At 46.2% G+C, this 18,768-nt stretch carries 18 protein-coding genes; 10 read left to right on the top strand and 8 right to left on the bottom strand.

Annotated elements, in window-relative coordinates:
- Positions 1-6 precede the first annotated feature (6 nt).
- The 5 genes from nagA to GK108_RS11620 all read right to left on the bottom strand — a co-directional run bounded on the left by nagA (position 7) and on the right by GK108_RS11620 (position 3,950).
- Positions 7-1,164, bottom strand: coding sequence for an N-acetylglucosamine-6-phosphate deacetylase (gene nagA, locus GK108_RS11640; protein ID WP_163947733.1), 1,158 nt, complete (start codon positions 1,162-1,164; stop codon positions 7-9).
- A 34-nt stretch (positions 1,165-1,198) separates the two neighbouring features.
- On the bottom strand, positions 1,199-1,483 hold the full coding sequence (locus GK108_RS11635) for a putative quinol monooxygenase (RefSeq protein ID WP_163947729.1): 285 nt from the start codon (positions 1,481-1,483) through the stop codon (positions 1,199-1,201).
- 43 nt (positions 1,484-1,526) lie between these two features.
- Entirely contained in the window at positions 1,527-2,279 is a 753-nt protein-coding gene (locus GK108_RS11630) for a shikimate dehydrogenase family protein (RefSeq protein WP_163947726.1), read from the bottom strand.
- Positions 2,280-2,467: 188 nt separating this feature from the next.
- On the bottom strand, positions 2,468-3,121 hold the full coding sequence (locus tag GK108_RS11625) for a DedA family protein (RefSeq protein ID WP_163947722.1): 654 nt from the start codon (positions 3,119-3,121) through the stop codon (positions 2,468-2,470).
- A 67-nt stretch (positions 3,122-3,188) separates the two neighbouring features.
- Positions 3,189-3,950 carry a phosphosulfolactate synthase gene (locus GK108_RS11620; protein WP_163947720.1) on the bottom strand — a complete coding sequence of 254 codons (762 nt, stop codon included), beginning with the start codon at positions 3,948-3,950 and terminating at the stop codon, positions 3,189-3,191.
- 130 nt (positions 3,951-4,080) lie between these two features.
- On the opposite strand from GK108_RS11620, the gene GK108_RS11615 reads away from it, so the two are divergent.
- From GK108_RS11615 to GK108_RS11585, 7 genes are all read left to right on the top strand, one after another.
- Positions 4,081-4,530 (top strand): PaaI family thioesterase, encoded by a 450-nt coding sequence (locus GK108_RS11615; RefSeq protein ID WP_163947717.1) that lies wholly within the window; start codon positions 4,081-4,083, stop codon positions 4,528-4,530.
- 100 nt (positions 4,531-4,630) lie between these two features.
- Entirely contained in the window at positions 4,631-4,948 is a 318-nt protein-coding gene (gene rplU / locus GK108_RS11610; protein WP_163947714.1) for a 50S ribosomal protein L21, read from the top strand.
- A 93-nt stretch (positions 4,949-5,041) separates the two neighbouring features.
- Positions 5,042-5,338, top strand: coding sequence for a 50S ribosomal protein L27 (gene rpmA, locus GK108_RS11605; RefSeq protein ID WP_163947711.1), 297 nt, complete (start codon positions 5,042-5,044; stop codon positions 5,336-5,338).
- A 142-nt stretch (positions 5,339-5,480) separates the two neighbouring features.
- Positions 5,481-6,083, top strand: a complete 603-nt coding sequence (locus GK108_RS11600) for a NifU family protein (RefSeq protein ID WP_163947708.1) — start codon at positions 5,481-5,483, stop codon at positions 6,081-6,083.
- Positions 6,084-6,249: 166 nt separating this feature from the next.
- Positions 6,250-7,677, top strand: coding sequence for a DUF5723 family protein (locus GK108_RS11595; protein WP_163947705.1), 1,428 nt, complete (start codon positions 6,250-6,252; stop codon positions 7,675-7,677).
- A gap of 57 nt (positions 7,678-7,734) precedes the next feature.
- On the top strand, positions 7,735-9,843 hold the full coding sequence (gene recG, locus GK108_RS11590; protein ID WP_163947702.1) for an ATP-dependent DNA helicase RecG: 2,109 nt from the start codon (positions 7,735-7,737) through the stop codon (positions 9,841-9,843).
- Between the two features lie 106 nt (positions 9,844-9,949).
- The gene (locus GK108_RS11585) at positions 9,950-11,662 is read left to right on the top strand and encodes a hypothetical protein (RefSeq protein ID WP_163947699.1); all 1,713 of its coding nucleotides are present in this window, start codon (positions 9,950-9,952) and stop codon (positions 11,660-11,662) included.
- A 78-nt stretch (positions 11,663-11,740) separates the two neighbouring features.
- Here the strand turns inward: GK108_RS11585 and GK108_RS11580 are convergent, their stop codons facing one another.
- Together GK108_RS11580 and GK108_RS11575 are read right to left on the bottom strand one after the other, a co-directional pair.
- A complete protein-coding gene (locus GK108_RS11580) occupies positions 11,741-13,027 on the bottom strand; it encodes an alpha-L-fucosidase (RefSeq protein ID WP_212592781.1) in 1,287 nt (428 codons plus the stop codon).
- A gap of 115 nt (positions 13,028-13,142) precedes the next feature.
- Complete coding sequence (locus tag GK108_RS11575) at positions 13,143-14,162, bottom strand: aldehyde dehydrogenase family protein (protein WP_163947693.1); 1,020 nt, start codon at positions 14,160-14,162, stop codon at positions 13,143-13,145.
- Between the two features lie 135 nt (positions 14,163-14,297).
- Between GK108_RS11575 and GK108_RS11570 the strand changes: the two genes are divergently transcribed.
- From GK108_RS11570 to GK108_RS11560, 3 genes are all read left to right on the top strand, one after another.
- The gene (locus GK108_RS11570; RefSeq protein WP_163947690.1) at positions 14,298-14,648 is read left to right on the top strand and encodes a 4Fe-4S binding protein; all 351 of its coding nucleotides are present in this window, start codon (positions 14,298-14,300) and stop codon (positions 14,646-14,648) included.
- 332 nt (positions 14,649-14,980) lie between these two features.
- Complete coding sequence (locus tag GK108_RS11565; protein WP_163947688.1) at positions 14,981-16,153, top strand: outer membrane beta-barrel protein; 1,173 nt, start codon at positions 14,981-14,983, stop codon at positions 16,151-16,153.
- Positions 16,154-16,220: 67 nt separating this feature from the next.
- On the top strand, positions 16,221-17,555 hold the full coding sequence (locus GK108_RS11560) for an ammonium transporter (protein WP_163947685.1): 1,335 nt from the start codon (positions 16,221-16,223) through the stop codon (positions 17,553-17,555).
- 314 nt (positions 17,556-17,869) lie between these two features.
- Here GK108_RS11560 and GK108_RS11555 read toward each other — a convergent pair whose 3' ends face one another.
- A complete protein-coding gene (locus tag GK108_RS11555) occupies positions 17,870-18,709 on the bottom strand; it encodes a TolB family protein (RefSeq protein WP_246224841.1) in 840 nt (279 codons plus the stop codon).
- Positions 18,710-18,768: the final 59 nt, after the last annotated feature.

Below are 18,768 nucleotides of genomic sequence, written 5' to 3'. Positions count from 1 at the left end.
GGTACGTTAGGCTTCTGTAGGCTGACCAGCCAGCCATACCTGTTTAACGGACAGGGATTGGTCTAACCGAACAAGATTCGCTACGTAGCCGGGTTCGATTTTACCAATCTGGTCATGCAGACCAATAATTTCGGCAGGAAGCAGTGATGCCATTCGAAGAGCGTTCAGGAGCGGAATCTGCGCCTGTTCAACCGCAATGCGAACACAATCGATAAGCGTAATGGCTGAGCCAGCCAGATTACCTTCATTATTAACGTAGCGACCGGGACCGTTCGGGTCAGCTTCAAAATGAACGATAAATTGACCCAGTTCAAACGTTGGGCGGGGCGGGTTGGCAAAAAGCGCGTCCGAAATAAGAAACAGCCGTTCGCCAAGTAGTTTGTAAGCTATTCTGATCGAAGCAGGGTTGCAATGATAGCTGTCGGCAATAATGCTGGCTCGTACGGTTGGATGATCGAACACCGCACCAACTATTCCGGGTTCGCGGCTTTCGAATCCACGCATCGCATTATAGAGGTGCGTGGCCAGGGGAATTCCTTCATCAAAAGCGGTTGTTGCCTGGTTATACGTAGCATTGCTATGTCCAAGCGATAATCGGGTATTCGGATGTTTTAATGTTTTGATTTTGTCCAGCTGCTCTGGCGTAAGAATTTCCGGTGCCAGTGTCAGTATACGTATCGCATCAGCATTCTGACTGAATAATGTTTCGAGTTCTCCTTCGGCAGGCGTACGAACGAATGCTGTGCTATGAGCGCCCCGCTTAACCGGATTAAAATAAGGTCCTTCAATATGAACACCCGGTACGCCCAGCGGATTCTCCTGGCGAACCGCCTGAACGGCTGCCACCGATTGAACCATAATGTCGAGCGACGTTGAATGAATAGTTGGCAGCAGCGTCGTGGTGCCATTACGCGAGTGACTCTCGTAGATGTGCCGAACCGTATCTGGAGTCGGTTTCTCGTTCAGAAATAAGTCAGAACCGCCATACAATTGCAAATCAACCAGACCCGGAATCAGATAATCGCCTTCAAAATCAACAACCGGTAAATCAGTATCGGTCTCTGAAATTTCCTGAATAAAACCGTTCGCAATACGTACTGATTGACCAGAAAGAAACGTATCGCCAGTGAATACAACGGCATTTTTAATGATGAATTCCTGCATAAAACGTTGATAGAGTTTCGGATAAAGACCTTATTTACCGCTCAATTTTCAGTAATTCGGGCGGACCAGCCAGCCAGTTTTTTGCCAGCTCGCCAAATTCTTTCATGTGAGGCATCTGATTATGTGCCTGTAGGCCTGCTTCGTCGGTCCAAAGCTCGTTCATGATAAATTTTTCGGGCTGTTCAGTACTATCGAACAACTCATATAACAAGCAAGCTTCTTCGGTTCGAACTTTACTAACAAGATCCTGCAAACCTGTTTTCAGGGCAGCCCCGGCGCCAGGTTTGGCTGTTATGATGGCAAAAACGTGTAGTGGCATTAGGTATTGTTTTCGTGTGTTTGACTAGATATACTACGTTCTATTAATCGGCTGACTGCCAGATTTCCCAGGCTTTTTCGGCTTGCAGGACCAGCATTTGATAGCCATTCAGTACGGCTGCCCCCTGTTTTACTCCAATTTTCATGAATTGGGTTTCGGCCGGGTTATAGACCAGATCGTATAGCAAATGTTGGCTGGTCAGTTGATCATAAGGCAAGTCGGGAGCTACGTCGGTATTCGGATACGTACCAACGGGAGAACAGTTGATGATCAATTGGTAGGATGATAACAGATCGGGCAACTCGCTATAGGTCAGATTGCCATCTGTTTTGGTTCTGGATACGGATTTGAACGGGATTTGTAAATCGGCCAGAGCCACCATGACCGCCTTTGAAGCGCCACCCGTGCCTAAGACCAGAGCTTGCAGACCATCTGTTGTGCGATTAAGTGACGATAACCAGTCCGTTAGTGATTGCCGAAAGCCATAATAATCAGAGTTGTAGCCGGTTATCGAGCCATCAGTTTCGATCTTAATAACATTGACTGCACCAATTTTTTGGGCGGATACGTCTATTCGGTCCAGGAATGGTAAAACGGCTTGTTTGTGCGGTATTGTTACGTTCAGACCACGAAGATCGGGCGTCTGCAGTAGTTCGGGAAGAGCCGTTGCTACGTCGGGCATTTCAAACAAATCGTAGCGGCTCCCCGAGATGCCTTCCCGGGAGAATTTTTCAGTAAAGTATCGTTGCGAAAACGAGTGGGTTAGGGGAAATCCGATAAGTCCGTAACGGATCATGTCTGTTAAGTGGATTGACAAAAGACTTCAATTGATTGAGCAAATGTAAGGCTATATTGGTCCATATGCTGACGAAAGTAACGGATGACAGGTCAAAATCTACGTAAAAAAAGACGTTACGTTCTAAACGAGAAAACGGGCTTCAAGCCCGTTTTCTCGTTTAGAACGTAACGTAATACGATTAGTGCTTAAGCGGCTGAATTGCTGAATCGTTTCTTCAGAGCACCAAAAATGATTGGCATTACCGATAAGCCGACGATGCCAAAGACAACCAGTTCGAAGTTCTTTTGCACGATCGGGAAGTTGCCGAAGAAATAGCCAAGCAGCGCAATGCTAACCACCCATAAAACGGCGCCAATAATGCAGAAGCGGATATAGGTACCGTAGTTCATGCTACCGGCTCCGGCCACAAACGGCGCTATGGTGCGCACTATTGGAATAAAACGAGCGATAATCACCGTTCGGCCGCCGTGTTTGGCGTAGAACTTTTCGGTTTCAGCAATGTATTCCCGCTTAAAAAACAGTATTCGTTCCTGCATTTTAATTCGGTTGCCCAGAAACTTACCGACAAAATAGTTGACATTATCACCCATCAATGCTGCCACGATAAGCAGGGGAATAATAACCCAGACACTTAACTCATTGGTTGGGCGAGCTGCTAAAGCCCCTGCCGCAAAAAGCAACGAATCGCCAGGGAGCAAAGGCATCACGATAAGGCCTGTTTCTGTGAAAACAATGAGAAACAGAATGGCATATAAGAGCACGCCATAATCGTTGGCCCATGCATCGAGATAGCGATCAAGATGGAGCAGGAAATCTAGCAATGATTTAATAAGTTCCATGGAACAGTGTTTTTCAGTTTTCAGTACCGGGTGAAGAAAAATGTGCCGATACCAGCAAAACAATAGACTATTTATCCAGAAAATGCATAAATGTATCGCCCCGTAGACCTAACCGGATGGTTTCCAGCGGAATTACCTCGTGTGGCGCAATGTTGCCCAGATTCACATTGGCACCCAGTAGTTTTACGAACCAGACCTGCTGTTCTTTCTGAGGAGCTTCCCACAGAATGCTCTCAAAAGGAACCTGAGTCAGAATTTCTTCGACCAAACCCTGGCGAACTTCCCCGCTGGAACGGAAAAGACCGACTGTTCCACCTTCGCGAGCTTCACCAATAACTTTCCAGGCCCCTGCCTGCAATTCAGCTTTCATCAGCTGAATCCATTTGTAAGGAGGGATGATTTTAGCTTCATCCTTTGATCCAACTTCTGAAAGTACAGTAACCTGCGTGGCCAGTTTGCTGATATACTCACATTTTTCGTCCTGAGCCATCTCGATTGACCCATCCGAAACTTCGGCATATTCCATACCGTACTTATCGAGCAGTTTTCGATAGTCGTCGAATTGATTTCGAACAACGAATGCTTCGAATAAAGTACCGCCGAAATAAACCGGCAAATTGGCTGAGCGATAAACCGCGAGTTTATCCTTAAGATTGGGTGTTACGAACGAAGTGGCCCAACCTAGTTTGATGATGTCAGCATGATCGGCTGAGGTAGATAAAAAATCCTCAACCTCACGGATGCTCAATCCCTTGTCCATAACCATCGTCAAGCCGCTTTGGCGTGGCTTGCTGGTCCGTTCGGGAAGTTGCGTAAGCGTATAATTCATTCCTAATGGTCAAAAAGGCATTGTAAAATTGCCCCAAAAGTAGTATAACTCCTGATAACCTCCCAAGAAAGTCCATAAATAGTAGCCTTTGGTCGGGATATAGCTGTGTTTTGTACTATTTTTGTTGGATATGGACAATTTAAATAACCCACGGCTTGATTTTTTTCGTTCGCAGATCGGTGTCGATATGCGAACAAGCATCTCACCACTTGGTCGCTGGTTGAATGGAACGCTTCGGGAAGCAGACTATGGCAGGCTGGTAGCAGAGTATATTGTTCGGGAAGACCTGACTAATCCGGCGGGCGTACTGCATGGCGGAGCAGCAGCGGCTATTCTGGACGACCTCATTGGGGCGACTGTGTTTACGCTGGGTCGGGAATATGCCTACACATCGGTGAACTTGTCGGTCGATTTTTTACACGCTGCCCGGCTGGGTGATGTGATTACCGCAACGGCCCGGATCGTTCGCGAGGGTAAAAATATTATTCACGGCGAAGGCCAGATTGTGGCGGCTGATGGCAAAATTGTCGCCAAGTGCGCTACTAATCTGATTCAAACATCACTTAAGCTCCCTTTTTAGCGCAATTTTGCTTCTAACACTTTTAAAATGAAGGCAAACGTATTGCGTCTATATAGAAAAAACCTTACTTTTGCACCTCATTTCCAATTTATACATAAACATGTACGCAATCGTAGAGATCGCAGGGCAGCAATTCAAGATCCAGAAAGGTCGTTCTATCTATACCCACCGGTTAGAAGGCGATGTGGACGCTGCGCTTGCCTCCGACAAGGTGAAAGTTCTCCTTGTTGATAACGAAGGTAGCATCACCGTAGGTGCACCCACCGTTGCAGGAGCAACAGTAACGGCCAAAATCGTTGAGCATCTGAAAGGCGAAAAAGTTATCGTCTTCAAGAAGAAGCGTCGTAAAGGCTACAAAAAGAAAAATGGTCACCGTCAGTATCTGACCAAAGTTCTGATCGAAGATATTACTCTGTAAAAAGTTTACAGTTCTTTAGTTTACAGTTTTCAGTTGTCAAACTGTCTTTTGCTGTAAACCGAAAACTTACAAACTGAAAACTCTTAAAAGAAAATGGCACACAAGAAAGGTGTAGGTAGTTCCAAAAACGGCCGCGACTCGATAAGCAAGCGCTTAGGTGTTAAATTGTTCGGCGGTCAGTCTGCTATTGCTGGGAATATCATTATTCGTCAGCGTGGCACAAAGCACCATCCCGGCAAAAACGTTGGTTTGGGCAAAGACTTTACGTTATTCGCGTTAGTCGATGGCGTAGTAAAATTCCGTCCAGGTCGTGATAATCGGTCTTACGTAGATATTATCCCTGCTGGTCCATCAGCCGTTGAAACAGCTCCTGTTGAAGTAGTAGCTTAATTGCTGATAACATACACAATGAAAGCCCGTTTGGAGAATTCCAAACGGGCTTTTTATTTAGACAAAAACTAAAACAAAAGGATGGCTGTTACCCATACCAGAAGCCACACTCGATAACTGGTAGACTGAAAACTTTTTAATAATGAATCCTACGCTGAATCGTCCCGTATCTATTTTCACAGAAGGAAGCCCCAACCCAAACTCCATGAAGTTTGTCGTAAACTTTGAGTTGGTACCTTCTGGATTATCCTTTGACTATGCAACACCGGCTGATGCACTTCTCGATGGAAAAGCATCTCCGTTGGCTGTGAACCTGTTTGGTTTTGATTTCGTGCGTCGGGTATTTATTTCCGGTAACTTCATCACCATCACGAAAGACGATGAGACCGATTGGGATGACGTGATGTTTGAGGTGAAACTGTTCCTGAAAGAGTATTTTGGTGAACAGAAGCCGGTTTTTGCCCAGCGTACAATGGATGCCAATACCACCAAACTGGATATGGATTCGGAGACGGTGCAAAAAATCAAAGCGGTTCTCGATCAGTACATCCGTCCGGCGGTTGAATCGGATGGTGGCGCCATCAATTTTTATTCCTTCGATGAGCCTAGCGGTACCGTAAAAGTGCTGTTGCAGGGATCATGCAGCGGCTGCCCATCATCGACATTAACGCTGAAAGCAGGAATAGAAAATTTACTGACTCGTCTGGTGCCGGAAGTGAAAACGGTAGAGGCAGAGGGCGTGTAAAAATACTCCGTTCGTATTGATATAATCCGTTGATTTTGTTGCGAGATAGCAGCCGAGTCAACGGATTTTTCATTCCACTAAATCAGAATTATTCGCTGAGTAGTAAACCAGCGGCACAGATTGGCGTTTACTTTGCAGGACACTCTACCATTCAAACCGTGACTGCATGAAGTATTTGCTTGCTTTTTTATTTTTTATCCTGATACGTGCGGACAGTATCGCTCAGAATCTTCTTGGTATCTCAACGAGCCGATACGGGGGCACGAATCGACTCTATATTAATCCTGCCCTTGCTGCCGATTCTCCATCCCGGTTATATCTTAACGTAGCAACGGGAGTTGCGCATGTCAATAACAATTACGTTCGGTATCAGGCGCCGTTTTCGTTGCTCCGGTTGGTAAGTGGAAACGTACCGGCTCAGTACAAAGGTCCGAATGGCGAACTTCAATTTCAGTCATCGTATACGAAAGAGATTCTCGATGGTAACCCTAAAAATGGGACCATAATGGGAGAAGTTCGTGGACCTGCGTTATTAATTAAACCTACTGATCGATCTGCTATTGCCTTTACGTCCCGGTTCCGGGCGGTTGGGCAGATTTTCGGTGCTTCGGAGGAGATTCTATCCGCGTTCAGAGCGAGTCTGGTCGATCGGGCGCTGTATAGTATTCCTACCACTAACAATAAATTTAGTGCCAATACCAATACGTTCGCTGAACTTGGATTTACCTACGCCGGTACCCTTTGGGAAGGAGATGGTGAAAAATTATTGTTAGGAGCCACAGCGAAGCTTTTATTAGGGTACAACGCGCAGCACATTATCAATAGGGGGATGGATTATCGGATCGTACAGGACCCCAACAACATCAATAGTGCGGTAATGGAGGTAACTCGGCTCGATGCTACGTTGGCCTATACCAGCTTCCTGCAGGGACGTACTATAAACCCCCGAACGTTGTTCAGTACGTCGGCCCCCGGAAAAGGAATTGGGTTTGATATTGGAATGACCTATGTGAGTCAATATGACAGCGATAGCCCGGCCTTGCAACTAGGTGTTGCCATAACGGATATCGGCGGCCTGACATATACTGGCCAGGAATATGCCTATTCAGCGATCGGGCAAAATCCGGTTCAGTTTAGTGGTAGTGACTTTAATAATATTGGCGGGGTGGAAGATATTGCGCGGGTTATTCAGGAAAAGCTGAATACAGGGCGTAGTCCCGATAAAACCAGTTTCAGAACTGGTTTGCCAACCTCGTTAAACCTAATGGCCGATTATCAGGCACCTGACGGTTTTGGAATCAACTTTACCTATTTGCAGGACATTCGATCGGTCAACGCCCTGGCTACTCACCAGCCTACCATAGTGGCGGTTATACCTCGCTACGATACCCGCTGGATAAGTCTGTCTCTTCCGATTGCGTATCTGAATCGGGGCGTAACAGCCGGGGCATCGATACGTATCGGGCCAGGTTGGTTGGGAACAGATAACTTTCTGGGATTGATCGGGAATAACTCGAATGGTATTAAACCAAGAGGGCTGGATGTTTACGCCGGCTTTGCTTTTGGTATCAGCAAGGTCAAGGATTACGAGTAGAAACCTTTCTATTTCGGCAGAAATGCTTAATTTTGGTCAATCCAGGCTGGGTCTGCTATGACCGAACGAACTACATTTTTTGATACATCCCTTCTTTATCTGAAAGGACTGGGACCGCAGCGGACAGAGTTACTCAATAAAGAGTTGAATCTGTTTACCTATGGCGACCTGATTCAGTATTATCCTTTCCGTTACGATGACCGAAGCCGCTATTACACTATTAGCGAGCTAATGGATTCCATGCCGTCGGCGCAGGTACGCGGACGCTTGCGCGATTGGTATCTGGAGGGAGAAGGACCTAAAAAACGACTGGTCGGTACGTTTACGGATGGCACTGGTACGCTGACCCTTGTCTGGTTTCAGGGGATTACGTATATCGAAAAAACGTTACGTCGCGATGGCGAATACATTGTTTACGGTAAGCCGCAGTCATTCAATGGGCAGTTTAGTATCGTGCATCCCGAAATGGACAATGTTAACACCGCTGCCGACCATGAATTAGGCTTTTTCCCCGTTTATAACCTTACCGAAAAGCTGCGTAAACGCCATCTGGATAGTAAAGCCATTGGCAAAGCAATGCGTATCCTGCTGGAGCAATCGTGGCCCCATATTCGCGAAACATTACCCGATGAGCTGATTCAGAAATACCGTCTGGCGAGCAAACGGGACGCGATGTGGAATATCCACCTACCCCAGAACCAGGGTTGGCTTAAGCAGGCGCAGCGTCGGCTAAAGTTTGAAGAATTATTCTATAATCAGTTACGGCTGATTAAAAACAAACTTATTCAGAAAGAAGAATTTCCCGGTCAGATTTTTCGCGATACGTCGCTGGTCAAGCATTTCTATAATGAGCTACTGCCTTTCGAACTGACGGGTGCTCAGCAACGGGTAATCAAGGAAATCTTCAGTGATTTTCTGACCGGCAAGCAAATGAACCGGCTTCTGCAGGGAGACGTAGGGAGCGGTAAAACCATTGTGGCTTTTATTGCTTGTTTGCTGGCGATTGGTAATGGCGCTCAGGCCTGTATCATGGCTCCGACTGAGATTCTGGCCGATCAGCATTACAACGGACTGAAAACCTTTGCCGAAGCCATGGGTCTGAATATGGGCATTCTGACTGGCTCCACCAACAAGAAGCGTCGGACGGTATTGCACGAGGAATTGCAGTCGGGTAAGATGCATATTCTGGTTGGAACGCATGCGTTGCTCGAAGATGCTGTTCAGTACAAAAACCTGGGACTTTGCATCATCGACGAACAGCATCGATTTGGGGTTGCACAGCGGGCTAAGCTTTGGCGCAAAAACGAGACTGTTCCGCCACATATACTCGTCATGACAGCTACCCCCATTCCCCGGACGCTTGCCATGACTTTGTACGGTAATCTTGACGTATCGGTTATTGACGAGTTGCCCAAAGGCCGGAAACCGATTAAAACAGTGCACAAATACGATAAGCACCGGTCGGAGGTGTTTGGGTTTATGCGTCAGCAGATCGAGCTTGGGCGGCAGGTGTACGTAGTGTATCCGCTGATTGAAGAGTCAGAAAAGCTGGACTATAAAGATCTGATGGATGGCTATGAGAGCATGCAGCGAGCCTTTCCAAGACCGAAATACGAAATCGGAATTCTGCACGGGAAAATGCTTCCCTACGAGAAAGATGATGAAATGCAGCGGTTTATCAGGCACGAAACACAGATTCTGGTAGCAACAACTGTCATTGAAGTAGGGGTTAACGTACCGAATGCCAGTGTGATGGTCATCGAAAGTGCCGAACGATTCGGACTGTCGCAGTTGCATCAGTTGCGTGGTCGCGTAGGCCGGGGGGCAGAGCAATCGTACTGTATCATGATGACAGGCTATAAGCTGAGTAGCGACACGCGAACCCGGCTCGAAACGATGGTACGTACCAACAATGGCTTCGAAATTGCAGACGTAGACCTTCAGTTGCGTGGGCCTGGCGATTTAACGGGTACTCAGCAAAGTGGGGTTATGGATCTGATGATTGCCGATCTGGCTAAAGATGGAGCCATTCTGACGGCGGCCCGCGAATCGGCGCAGGCTATTTTATCCGAAGACCCCGAACTGGTTTTACCTCAACATGCACCGATTCGTAATCATATCGATGGTATGAAACAAACCGAAAGTAACTGGGGACGTATCAGTTAATACGTTTAATGGATCAGCAAATGCGTACAGATCAGCTAATTGATCGCTTGAATTTACCCGCTTAATGAGTAGATTTCACGCATCAATCATCAACCTGACCGCTTGCATGAAATACGGTATACTCTTTCTGCTGGTGCAGCTTACGCTAGTTGCCAACGCTCAAACAACATTCTCGGTTTCTTTCCCGAGAGCTCAGTCTCAGCAGCCACTCGATGGGCGCGTATTGCTGATAATAGCCAAAACCAATTCACCCGAACCAAGACAGCAAGTAAGCGATGCCGTTGAAACCGCGCAGATTTTTGGTGTCGATGTCGATGGACTTCAGCCCGGTCAGGGAGCCATCATTGATGGCACAACGTTCGGTTATCCTAAACGTAGCACGAAAGACGTAGTACCAGGAGAATACTACGTGCAGGCCGTTTTACACAAATACGAAACCTTCAAACGTAGCGATGGGCATACGGTAAAACTGCCAATGGACAGGGGAGAGGGACAGAACTGGCGGACAGCACCCGGAAATCTGTATAGTAAACCGCAGAAAATCACGATAAAGGCGGGAGCCAAACAAACCGTTGCCGTGAGTCTGGATCAGGTAAATCCGGCTATTCCCGAGCCCAAAGACACCAGGTTTATTAAACATATCAAAATTCAGAGTAAGCGATTGACCGAGTTCTGGGGGCGGCCCATGTATCTGGGAGCGCATGTGCTAATTCCGGCTGGCTTTGATGAACATCCAGAAGCCCGTTATCCAATCTGCATTAATCACGGCCATTTTCCGGCTGATTTTGACGGTTTCAGCGAAACACCACCGCCCGCCAATATGGACACGACCGACTATGTTGAGCGATTTCATATTCATGGCTACAAAAAAATTGTGGCTCAGGAAGCATACGATTTCTATAAAAAATGGACAAGTAAAGATTTTCCGCGTATGCTGATTGTCGAGATTCAGCATGCTAATCCATATTATGACGATTCGTATGCCGTGAACTCTGAGAATCTGGGACCTTACGGTGATGCTATTATGTATGAGCTATTGCCCGAAATCGAAAAACGTTTTAGGGGGATAGGACAGGGCTGGGCTCGATTTACGTATGGAGGATCGACAGGTGGTTGGGAAGCGCTGGCAGCTCAAGTGTTTTATCCAGAAGAGTTTAATGGCTGTTTTGCAGCCTGCCCTGATCCGATAGCCTTTGACGCGTATACCGTGTTTAACCTTTATAAAGATAAAAATGCCTATTATGCCGAGGGCCCTTTTCGGCGAACACCACGTCCGGGCCAACGGAATTATCTGGGCCAGGTCAAATGTACCGTAGAAGAGACGAACCATCGAGAGCTGGTATTAGGAACCCATTCCCGTTCGGGCGACCAGTTCGATATTTGGGAAGCGGTTTATTCGCCCGTAGGGGCAGATGGGTACCCGAAACGGATCTGGAATAAAGTAACGGGCGAGATTGACACCAACGTAGCAACCCATTGGCGTGAGCGCTACGATCTGCTGCATATTTTGCGACGAGACTGGAAAACGCTCGGACCCAAAGTGACCGGTAAGATTCACATCTATTGTGGCGACATGGATAACTATTACCTGAACAACGCTGTCTATTTGATGGACGATTTTCTAAAGAGCGTGAAAAATCCGACGGCCAGCAGCGAAGTAGCCTATGGCGATCGCGCTGAACATTGCTGGAATGGCGATCCTACGCAGCCTAACTACATCAGCCGATTACGGTATAATACGATGTACATCGACAAAATACTGAAACGTATCGAGGCTAATCATCCGGCCAATGCCGATCTGAAAAGCTGGCGATATTAGGCTTTTGCAATCAACTAAAGAGGGAGACGTGTTTGACTACGTCTCCCTCTTTAGTTGATTCGCATGGGGTATTTATTGCTAAAGCTTGAGCTTACCATCGAGCAGTACGGCCAGCACGGTCATTTGCTCGTCAAGTGCCTGTGCGGGTACATCGATGAATAGCAATCCGGCGTTTTGGCTCCAATAGGGACGCATCCGCACATGAAAAGCTGGCTTTGTTCCATTACCAACCACCCAAACCCGGTTAATGCAATTTTTTACCCCCTTTAACATGACCGACCCACTCGGTTTGTAAGGTAAAAAAAGATAGACAATGGTACTGTCTGTCGATAACGTAGAAGGTCCGTAAAAGTAGCCGTTGGGTAGTCCTTCTCGGGTGCCGTATATCGCTTCCGAATGCTTATTGGTCCAACGGCCTAAGTCTTTCAGGACGTTTGTTTGTTCATCGGGAATAGTACCGTCCGCTTTGGGACCAATGCCAAGCAACATATTGCCTCCCTTGCTGATACATTCGGCAAAAATTTGAATGACTTCACTAGAGGTTTTGTAGTTCTTATCACTGGGTTGATAGCCCCAGCTTTCATTCATTGTCATACACAACTCCCAGTATTTGTCCTTGGGACGCTCCAGAGGAAGATCCTGCTCGGGAGTGCTGTAATCGCCATGCCCCATTAGCCGGGAATTGAGAATCACACCAGGATTGCTGTCTAGTAAGAGTTTACGGGTTTCTGCCGCTTTCCACTCCTCCGCTTTATGTTCCCAGTCGCCATCGAACCACCACAAATCGGGTCGATATGCGGTGGTTAATTCGCGTAACTGACCCTGATAAAACTGTACAAAACGGTTCCAGCGGGCAGGTTCTTTCGTAATATCGTAGCGCTTTTCGCTTTTTGTAAAGCCGTCGTAGCGATCGTCCGACCAATCGAGGAGCGAGTAATAAAGGCCAACTTTAAGATTTTGCTTACGTAGTGACTCCACAAGGGGAGTAGCCAGATCTCGCCGGGCGGGGGTTTTCTCTACCGTATTTAGTGTACTCAGTTTAGTTGGCCACAAGGCTACTCCATCGTGATGCTTAGTCGTCAATACAGCGTAACGTGCTCCGCTCTGCTTGATAAGTTCACCCCATCGCGCCGGATCATACCGATCGGCAGTAAAACCATCCAACTGTTTCATGTAGTTGGCATAGGGCAGATAATTATTGTGAAATGACCACGACTCATCGATACCATTCACTGAATAGATACCCCAATGGATGAAAATGCCCAGTTTGGCATTCGCAAACCAGTCCATTTTAGCATCGGGTTTAGATTGGGCAATGGTGACACTCGTGTTGACAAGGAGAGCAACTGTAAAAAAGAATCGCACGTCGGATAATGATTTTTTAACTACTGTTTCGAAGGACGTTGCTAAAATAGGCACGTTTCGAGCACCGACCATACTGGTACGTAGTATTTCGTTGCCAGTATGGAGGTTTCTGAAGTTAAAGCGTTGACAAGAAAGCCATTGTGTCGACCCCGTCAGCATAATCGCTGAGTCCGGGCTTTTGCGTTTCCCCGAATGCTACGCTGTTGGGATACCAGCCTTGAGCAGAAGCTACAACCTGAATTCGATCGGCACGTTCAACCAGCCAGTTTCGTGCTTCATCAAGCGACGCATAGGTTTGATAGTAAACCACAGAAATAGGGGAAACAAGCCCGTCGTTTGGCGTCAATAATAAATAGCCATTATCGAGATGGGGAACAGCATTGATCAGATAGACCGACTTATTGTAATCGTAATTGTTCTGATATTTATGGTTATTCAGGTAGGTAGTGGCCTGAGGTTCAAGTGCTCTTAGGAGTGGTGTAAAGTCATAATCATCGGGGACGAGCAGAGTCGATACGTTACGGCATCCTAAACCGTAGTAATCCGAGATGTCGTGACCAAGTTTCAGAAATTCTTCCTCATTTTCTTCGCCCATCAATAATCCAACGGAGGTTCGGTTTTTTCGAATGATATTCGGCTTTTTCGAAAAATAATAATCGAAGTAACGGGCTGTATTGTTGCTACCGGTGGCGATATAGGCATCGGCCTGATTCAAACGATCAGCCTCTTCGATCAACGTAGCGAAATTGGGATTGATCTCTTTTATTTTTTGTATTAAATAGTGGATAAGTACAAAATCTTGAGTACTTAATTTGGCTAGTAGTTTATGGCCGCTGATCAGTACACTTAATAAGTCATGAAAACCCACCGCCGGTATGTTTCCAGCCATAACAACGCCAACTGAACGTGGCATCTGCGGATCGGCCGGATACGAGTTCACCCATTCCAACAGATTGTCGTGCGTTAAAAACTCGTTAGCTATTGCCTGTAAGGCTTTTAACGTATTTTCGGGAGTGAACCAGTTATTTTTGTGATAAGCCCGGTGAGCAATTTCAATTAATTCGGGCTGGGCCTCAGCGGATCGTATAAAATCGCCTAAAGCCACGAACGTTTGCAGGCGTTCTGATTGAAGCATGAACTATATAAACAAATGGAATACACCATCAACTAATATAATAAGGTTTTAGTTTGCCTCAAACCTTTAAATAGTTATATTTGTTGTTCTATTACAGAAGATAAAAGTTATATAGTCTATAAATTTGTACTGCTCATGGCAATCATGATCACCGACGAGTGCATCAACTGTGGTGCCTGCGAACCCGAATGCCCCAACACAGCGATCTACGAAGGTGGTGTCGAGTGGACTTGGGGTGGTGGAACCGAACTGACTGAAGTAGATTTCGGAGATGGTACGGTGGTTAGTGGTAAGGCACCCCAGGCACCAGTTTCTAACGAGTTTTATTACATTGTCACCGATAAATGTACGGAGTGCGTTGGGTTCCATGAAGAGCCGCAATGCGCAGCTGTTTGTCCGGTTGATTGTTGTATTCCCGATCCTGAGAATGAAGAGGATGAGGAAACATTGTTAGCGAAGAAAGCGTGGCTGCACGCTGAAGCGTAACAGACCGATCTAGTTTTAATCCAAAAATGCCCAGCTGATGAATCAGCTGGGCATTTTTTGTTTACCGCCATTTTAAAAAGAGATATTTTAAAAAATTTCAAAAAAATAATATTTGGTATAAACAGACTTAAGCAGAATATATTAAAGTTCAACAAAAAATCATAAAACAGAGTATTTTAAGTGTAATTAGTAGAACATTTTAAATAAAATTAGATAATTATAAGAAAAATGCCATGAAATTGATGTGTATCTATTGTGTTAAATAAATTATATGATAAAATTTGCTCCCGGTTAAACTACAATCTGATCAATTAGCTCACCAAATAAAAAGCATGAAAAAAGTCTTTTTACTTATTAGTTCTTTGTTTGCCGGATTTGGGGCGTATGCCCAGGATTCTACTGCTACGTCTGGAAAATTTACGTTTTCCGGGTACATGGATACCTACTACCTCGCTAACTTCAATAACCCAAAAAGTCAATCTAACCTTGGGTTGAATGGATCAAACGCAGGCAATGCCCGTGCTTTCGATCAGAAGGCTGGCCAATTTGGTATCGGTCTGATTCAGGCTAAAGCAATGTATACAGCAGATAAGGTAGACGCAGTGATGGACCTGACGTTCGGAACCTTTGCCGATCTGGGTAACTACGGTAATAACATTGGTCTGCTCGGTACGCCTGGTTCAACAGCGTTGGCCATCAAACAGGCGTATATTGTTTTTAAACCTACCAGCAAACTATCCTTCACTGCTGGTCAATTTGGTACGCATATCGGCTACGAAGTGATCGATGCGCCGGTTAACTTCAACTACTCGCTGTCTAACCTCTTCAATAACGGTCCCTTCTATCATATCGGTTTAAAAGGGCAATACACCTTCAGTGATCGCGCTTATTTAATGCTTGGTGTTGTTAACAACGTCGATAATCTGGTTGATAACAATAAAAAGAAAGGCTTAATCGGTCAATTCTTCTTTTCGCCGGTTTCGGGCTGGAACGTTTATCTGAATGCGATCCACTCAAACGAAGCCTCAGCTGACGTATTAAATCCAAATAATACCGTAGCTGTTAGTGCAGACAAGGCTAGCTATACTGTTTTTGACTTAGCTACTACGTATCAGATCACATCGAAGTTCTTCCTGGGTCTGAATGCTGCCACTGGTATGCAGAAAGGTGATTTCCAGGGCGGTGGTGGTCCTACTGAGTCGAAAAGCTGGGGTGGTGTGGCTGTTTACACCAACTACTCATTCACTGACAAATTCGGTCTTGGTCTACGTTACGAAACATTCGATAATAAGAATGGCGTTCGGGCGCTTACAGATGCCGCCGGGAATGGTGCCAGTGTAAATTCAATTACCGTAACGGGTAATATCACAGCGGCTGATGGCCATGTATTGCTGAAGCCAGAATTCCGTCTTGATAGCTATTCTGCCGATAAATTCGAGAAAAACGATGGCTCCCTCTCGAAGTCTCAGGCAACGCTTGGCATGGCAGCGATCTTCAAGTTCTAACCTCTGTAACTCGTTTTCTTAACCAGATTTTTTAATCAGTACAACAAAAACCCCCTCAATTATTATTATGCAAAAGCCCAATTATGTTCCTCTGGTCGTGCTGTTGGCCATTGCCGTGCTAGGCATATTACCTGGTTTCAATGGCGTTCCGACACAAATCGTAACGGAAGGTATTAGCGCAGGCGATACCGCCTGGATGTTGGTTGCTGCCGCTCTTGTCTTGTTAATGACTCCTGGTCTAGCCTATTTCTATGGCGGTATGGTCAATAACAAAAACGTTATTTCGACCATGCTTCAGAGCTTCATCGCCATGGGTGTGATCAGTGTGTTGTGGGTTGTGATAGGTTTCAGTCTGGCCTTCGGTACGTCTATCGGCGGTTTTATTGGTAATCCAATGGATCACTTCATGTTTAAAGGTGTATTGGATGGCAAGCCATGGCCGCTGGCTTCTACGATTCCTTTAGTGGTGTTTGCTTTCTTCCAGCTGAAGTTTGCGGTAATTACGCCAGCTCTGGTAACGGGTTCGATGGCCGAACGTATTAACTTCCGTTCTTACGTGTTGTTTATGGTGCTGTTTAGCCTGTTCGTTTATGCTCCGCTGGCTCACATGACCTGGCATCCAGAAGGTTTCCTCTTCAAATTAGGTGTCCTTGATTTTGCGGGTGGTACGGTTGTTCACATGTCGGCTGGTTGGGCAGCTCTGGCGGGTGCTTTATATCTGAAGCGTCGTAAGTCGCACCTCGAAGCAAGTTTCTTTCCACCAGCTAACATTCCATTTGTTTTATTGGGTACAGGTTTACTTTGGTTCGGCTGGTTTGGCTTCAACGCTGGTTCAGCGGTAGGTGCTTCTCCATTAGCTGCTTCTGCTTTCGCTACTACCAATACGGCTGCTGCTGCTGCTGGTCTTGCCTGGGTATTGTTCGATGCGGCAAAAGGTAAAAAAGTATCCGCTTTGGGCTTCAGCATCGGTGCTGTAGTTGGTTTGGTGGCTATTACGCCTGCTGCTGGTTTCGTAACGGTTCCTTCGTCGATCTTTGTTGGAACGATCGCTGCCATTGTATCGAACTACGTAGCGCACTTACGCTCTAAATCGACGCTGGACGATACACTGGACGTATTCCCTTGCCACGGTGTAGGCGGTATGGTTGGTATGCTGATGACCGGTATTTTCGCTAGCAAAGGCGTAAACGCTGGTGTTGTTGACGAAGGACTGGCGTTTGGTCAAACCACGTTGTTTATCAACCATGTTATTGCTTTGGTTATTGTTTCATTATTTGCTTTCGGAATGTCTTTCCTAATGCTGAAAGTTACGGATCTGATCTTACCGCTTCGTGTATCTGAAGAAGATGAGAAGAGTGGTCTGGACGTAAGTCAGCACGACGAATTCCTGATCGAAGCATAAGATACGACAGCAGAGCCACAGGCATCCTGTCTGGCCTTGAAGCCCAGCAGCTTTACTGTGGTTTTGTTGTACTCATGGAGCCGTTCCCGCTTGGGGGCGGTTTCCTGCTTTTATTGGTCTGTGAAATAATCTGTAAAGTCGGCTATCATCTTTACAAACTTGTTCACTCATCAATTCTCCAAAAAATAAACCAGCCCGTTCAATTGAGCAGTTTTTGCTTGTCTGAACGGGCTGGTTTTATATATACTACGTGTGCATATCGAGAGCAATGTACGTAGCAACATCGCGCTACGTATATTGGCAGAGTAATCCGGCTACTGGCTCACCAGCGCCAGCGTTTTTCCTTTTGGATCGATAGCGAGTCGGGTTAATTGCTTGATGCCGGATGAGCTAAAATCGGCAAGCTGCATCCAGGAGGACGTAACGTTGGGCTTGTAAAAGTATAGCGCCGATCCCTGACACATCAGTAACGTACCATCGCTAGTCCATACAAAATCTTCGCTTCCTTCCAACGTTTTGACAAGAGGTGAAATCTGACGTCCTTTCCAATTCAATTGCCTTATTTGCCAGTTATTTGGGGATTCTTTATAAACGAAACTGACCGCTTCCCTACCCGGTACTTTTTGAAGGGAACGACCTATATTACCCTCGATACGTATTGTATCACCAGTGCTAACCTGAGCTAACTGAAGCGTATTGGGCTTTCCCAGTATGAAAAGAGCCAACCAGTCCTGATTGAGCCAGCAGTGATAGCCAACGGGTTTTACATTTTTTAGCATTAGCTCAGGCTCTGCGGGTCCCGATACCGGAAATTTCCATAACCGTTGTGTCTGGTCTTTCTCGACGCGAATAACCGAGAAGTAATTGCCTGTGGGAGTTATGATTGGCGAGTATTCACTTTCTGCAGTGCTAGTCAGTTGCGTTGTTTGCTGCGTTTTTAGGTCATAACGGTAAATGTCGGTTTGATTATTTTCTCGCATGGATGTATATAACAATGCCTTGCCATCGGGTGTAAACGAAGGCTGATTATCATAACCCTTGTGCTGCGTAATATTGGTTGGAACGCTGACCGATCGGTTGGGAAGGTCGAGTTCAACGAGGAAAATTTCTGTTTCTGGAGGATTCTGGCTGTAAGCGTCAGTAGTAGTCTTCAAAACAAAACATACTGCCAGGAGAAATCTGAAAACAGAAGAATTGAGTTGAATGATTCGAT

The sequence above is a fragment of the Spirosoma terrae genome (assembly GCF_010435915.1).
Classification (GTDB): Bacteria; Bacteroidota; Bacteroidia; order Cytophagales; family Spirosomataceae; genus Spirosoma; species Spirosoma terrae.
Note: the sequence above shows the minus strand (reverse complement) of the source record. Positions and strands in the feature narration are given on the sequence as shown.

Bases quoted from the DNA above. Each gene is read 5' to 3' on its own strand.
- GK108_RS11595 (WP_163947705.1), top strand. From the start codon at position 6,250: ATGAAGTATTTGCTTGCTTTTTTATTTTTTATCCTGATACGTGCGGAC.
- GK108_RS11560 (WP_163947685.1), top strand. From the start codon at position 16,221: ATGCAAAAGCCCAATTATGTTCCTCTGGTCGTGCTGTTGGCCATTGCC.
- recG (WP_163947702.1), top strand. From the start codon at position 7,735: ATGACCGAACGAACTACATTTTTTGATACATCCCTTCTTTATCTGAAA.
- GK108_RS11630 (WP_163947726.1), bottom strand. From the start codon at position 2,279: ATGATCCGTTACGGACTTATCGGATTTCCCCTAACCCACTCGTTTTCG.
- GK108_RS11585 (WP_163947699.1), top strand. From the start codon at position 9,950: ATGAAATACGGTATACTCTTTCTGCTGGTGCAGCTTACGCTAGTTGCC.
- GK108_RS11625 (WP_163947722.1), bottom strand. From the start codon at position 3,121: ATGGAACTTATTAAATCATTGCTAGATTTCCTGCTCCATCTTGATCGC.
- GK108_RS11565 (WP_163947688.1), top strand. From the start codon at position 14,981: ATGAAAAAAGTCTTTTTACTTATTAGTTCTTTGTTTGCCGGATTTGGG.
- GK108_RS11615 (WP_163947717.1), top strand. From the start codon at position 4,081: ATGGACAATTTAAATAACCCACGGCTTGATTTTTTTCGTTCGCAGATC.
- GK108_RS11570 (WP_163947690.1), top strand. From the start codon at position 14,298: ATGGCAATCATGATCACCGACGAGTGCATCAACTGTGGTGCCTGCGAA.
- GK108_RS11635 (WP_163947729.1), bottom strand. From the start codon at position 1,483: ATGCCACTACACGTTTTTGCCATCATAACAGCCAAACCTGGCGCCGGG.
- GK108_RS11575 (WP_163947693.1), bottom strand. From the start codon at position 14,162: ATGCTTCAATCAGAACGCCTGCAAACGTTCGTGGCTTTAGGCGATTTT.
- GK108_RS11620 (WP_163947720.1), bottom strand. From the start codon at position 3,950: ATGAATTATACGCTTACGCAACTTCCCGAACGGACCAGCAAGCCACGC.
- rplU (WP_163947714.1), top strand. From the start codon at position 4,631: ATGTACGCAATCGTAGAGATCGCAGGGCAGCAATTCAAGATCCAGAAA.
- nagA (WP_163947733.1), bottom strand. From the start codon at position 1,164: ATGCAGGAATTCATCATTAAAAATGCCGTTGTATTCACTGGCGATACG.
- GK108_RS11600 (WP_163947708.1), top strand. From the start codon at position 5,481: ATGAATCCTACGCTGAATCGTCCCGTATCTATTTTCACAGAAGGAAGC.
- rpmA (WP_163947711.1), top strand. From the start codon at position 5,042: ATGGCACACAAGAAAGGTGTAGGTAGTTCCAAAAACGGCCGCGACTCG.